This window comes from Mesorhizobium sp. M7A.F.Ca.CA.002.09.1.1 (genome assembly GCF_003998555.1).
In the GTDB taxonomy this organism is placed as follows: Bacteria; Pseudomonadota; Alphaproteobacteria; order Rhizobiales; family Rhizobiaceae; genus Mesorhizobium; species Mesorhizobium ciceri.
The window spans coordinates 1-2866 of sequence record NZ_RZRR01000741.1 but is presented as its reverse complement, the minus strand read 5'-3'; the positions used below and the strand labels follow the sequence as shown (position 1 = coordinate 2866).

At 61.8% G+C, this 2866-nt stretch carries 3 protein-coding genes; all 3 read left to right on the top strand.

The window, feature by feature from the left end; all coding sequences use genetic code 11:
• Positions 1-113 precede the first annotated feature (113 nt).
• The 3 genes from EN994_RS25460 to EN994_RS25450 all read left to right on the top strand — a co-directional run bounded on the left by EN994_RS25460 (position 114) and on the right by EN994_RS25450 (position 2845).
• On the top strand, positions 114-878 hold the full coding sequence (locus EN994_RS25460) for a hypothetical protein (protein WP_245466083.1): 765 nt from the start codon (positions 114-116) through the stop codon (positions 876-878).
• A gap of 160 nt (positions 879-1038) precedes the next feature.
• On the top strand, positions 1039-1509 hold the full coding sequence (locus tag EN994_RS25455; RefSeq protein WP_013531956.1) for a hypothetical protein: 471 nt from the start codon (positions 1039-1041) through the stop codon (positions 1507-1509).
• A gap of 160 nt (positions 1510-1669) precedes the next feature.
• Positions 1670-2845: a GGDEF domain-containing protein gene (locus tag EN994_RS25450; protein WP_127307899.1), complete on the top strand. Its 1176-nt coding sequence runs from the start codon at positions 1670-1672 to the stop codon at positions 2843-2845.
• The last annotated feature ends 21 nt before the right edge of the window (positions 2846-2866 follow it).

Below are 2866 nucleotides of genomic sequence, written 5' to 3'. Positions count from 1 at the left end.
GGGCTGACAAACCATTGTTCTGACCGAACCCGGCTTTGCAGGTGAGAAAGTCCATGCTGCTGCGCACCCTCTTCCTTGGCCTTGCCGCGGCCAGCCTGTCGCCCGCCTGGGCCGTGGCCGGCGATTGCGGCGATGCCGCCGCCTTGGTGCAGCAGGCCTATCCCAAAGCTCGAAAGAGCGCCGACGGCACCTCGTTCACGCTCGAACCCCACACCAGCATTGCCCTGACATTCGCGTATGGCGATCCGCCAGGGCTGGCTTGCAAGATCTGGCCCGCCCATGACGACCTGCTGTTGGTCGCAGTGCCGCTGATGGACGGGTCCCAACCCAGCGACTACGCGCATGCCGGCGATATCGAGCTTTTGATTGTCGACAGGAAGAGCCGGCAGGTGCGCCAGCGCCTGCTCCAGCCCGGGCTGATGAATGATGATGCCATCGCCATCCGCCAGGTGGAGCTTGATACCGGCCGCTATGCGCTGGCGCCCGATGTTACTGCCTTTGGCCTGCGCATCGAAATGGCAAACAATTCGCTGCCTAATCCGTTCAGTGAAACCGACCTGCGGCTCTATGCCGTCGATGGCGATTCCCTGAGGATGGTGCTCGATGGCCTGGTCGTGGCCGGCAATGGCGGCGAGGGTGATACCAATTGCGCCGGATCCTTCCATACCAGTCGGGTTAGCCTGGCGATGAGCCCGGCCAAACATCATGGCTACCACGACATAACGGTGGTCGAGCGAATGGATACCGACAATCCGTTGCCCGACAAGGATGGCGAGTGCCAGTCCCATCCCGGCAAGTCCGTGAGCCAAACCTACCGGCTGCGCTATGACGGCAGCCGGTATACGGCTCCTGCGGGGCTCAAAGCCCTGGAGCCGTGAGGACGCCGCTGGCTGCGACTGAAGCACCGCGGCCTGGTGGTTAATGGCTGGTGTGCCCGAAGCCGAATTTTGGCGGCGTTTCGGCACCGAAGTTTAATCGCCGCTGATATATTGTGTTTCCTGAAGAACGACCCGGCAAATCGGGCGATGAGGCAGGGGCATGCGTCACAATAATTTCCCGGCAATGGCCACGATGGCGGCCGTCTTGATGATGTCTGGCTGTTCGACGAGTGGCGTCGACACCACCAAGACCACCGCCATCCAACCGGCGGCTAAAGACACCGAAACCTCCGATCTGGCGCAAGGCAAGGCGCAGTTTCGCGACGCCAATTACGGCCTCGCCGAAAAGCACTTCCGCAAGGCCGTCGAGTTGAAGGCCGACAATGCGGAGGCCTGGATGGGGCTCGCGGCTTCCTATGATGAACTCGGCCGCTTCGACTTCGCCGACCGTGCCTACGGCCAGCTTCTGAAAGTCGCCGGTCGCAGGCCGCAGATCGTCAACAATATGGGTTATTCGCAACTGCTGCGCGGCAATCGCAAGAAGGCCAAGGCGCTGCTGCTCGAAGCGAAGGCCGGCATGGCCGATCCCACCGTCGTCAACGCCAACCTCGCTCTCCTGAACAAGGGTTGATCTCGCGTCCAATGGTCCGGTTTCGGGACACGTGCCATCGACGCTTTGTAAACCCTATCTGCAGGTTGCATCGATGGATCGCCTGAAAATCCGTATCTGGGGGCAGCCGCTGACCTAGAATGCAGCGCAACCGCCGACGCTCGAGAGGCCCTTGCCCGATATGCTGGACTTCAGTTCGCTCCTGCTCGCAGCCGCGCTGTCGGGCATATGCCTCAGCGTCACCATGTTTGCGATCTGGTTCACCGCACCCAAGGCAGGTTTCGTGCTGACGGTGGCGTGCGGAATTCTGGTGCTCGTCGCGCATGTGATCCTGTTCTGGCGGTACACCAAGGACCCCGATCCGCTGCTTTGCCAGATCGTGCTTGCGCTGCTCAGCCTGGGGTTCCTGATCCTCTGCTTGTCGGCCATGCAATATCTCGGCGTGCCCGGCTACAGGCGCGCCGTTGCACCGGCGCTTGCCGCCATGACTATCTGTGCCGCTGTCACTTTCCTTGGCTTTGACGGCGTTGGCTTCATCATCACCTACACCACGGTGACGGCGCTGCTGTCGGCGATCGGCGCCATGTTCTGGATCAACGGCAGTCACGATCGCCGCATCCTGCTGGTGGTTTCGTTTCTGAGCGGCACCTGCGCGATGTCGTTTGCGCTTTGCGGCGTGGTTCTGCTGACCAAGGGGCAATGGACGCTCGCGATTGCGCCCGACAATTGGGCCGAACGATTGAATTCCGTCGTGGCGGTGGCCTGCATGACCGGGCTCGGAGCATTGACGCTCTCCCTCCATCATCTGCAGGCGCAGATCGAGCTCAAGGCCGAGACCATGACCGACCCGCTGACAGGGTTGCTGAACCGCCGGGCATTGACGTCGCTTTACGGCGAGCGGAGTTTCGGTCCATTCATGTCTATCGTCATGTTCGACCTCGACCACTTCAAGCGGACGAACGATGTCTACGGTCACCCGGTTGGGGATCAGGTCTTGTGCCGTTTTGCCGCCGTCATCAAGAAATATGCCCGGCCCGGCGTCGACGCTTTTCGCCTTGGCGGCGAGGAGTTCGCAGTCGTCATGTCGCGGATGACGGACGAAAAGGCCTACGATCTCGCCAGCAAGATCGGCGTGGCTTTCGGCGCCGAAATCGTCCCCACCCAGCGCGGCAAATTGCGCAGCACGGTCAGCGGCGGCATCGGCTTTGGCGAGGCAAGCGGCAGCAGCCTCGACAACGTGCTCACCGAGGCAGACGCGGCGCTCTATGCCGCCAAACGCGCCGGACGAAATTGCGTCATCAGCCGCAAGAGGATGGGCAAGGCCGAGCCGATCAAGCCGGCCTTGCGCTCAGCGTAAATTACTCCGCGGCCCCCAGAT

Bases quoted from the DNA above. Each gene is read 5' to 3' on its own strand.
- EN994_RS25455 (WP_013531956.1), top strand. From the start codon at position 1,039: ATGCGTCACAATAATTTCCCGGCAATGGCCACGATGGCGGCCGTCTTG.
- EN994_RS25450 (WP_127307899.1), top strand. From the start codon at position 1,670: ATGCTGGACTTCAGTTCGCTCCTGCTCGCAGCCGCGCTGTCGGGCATA.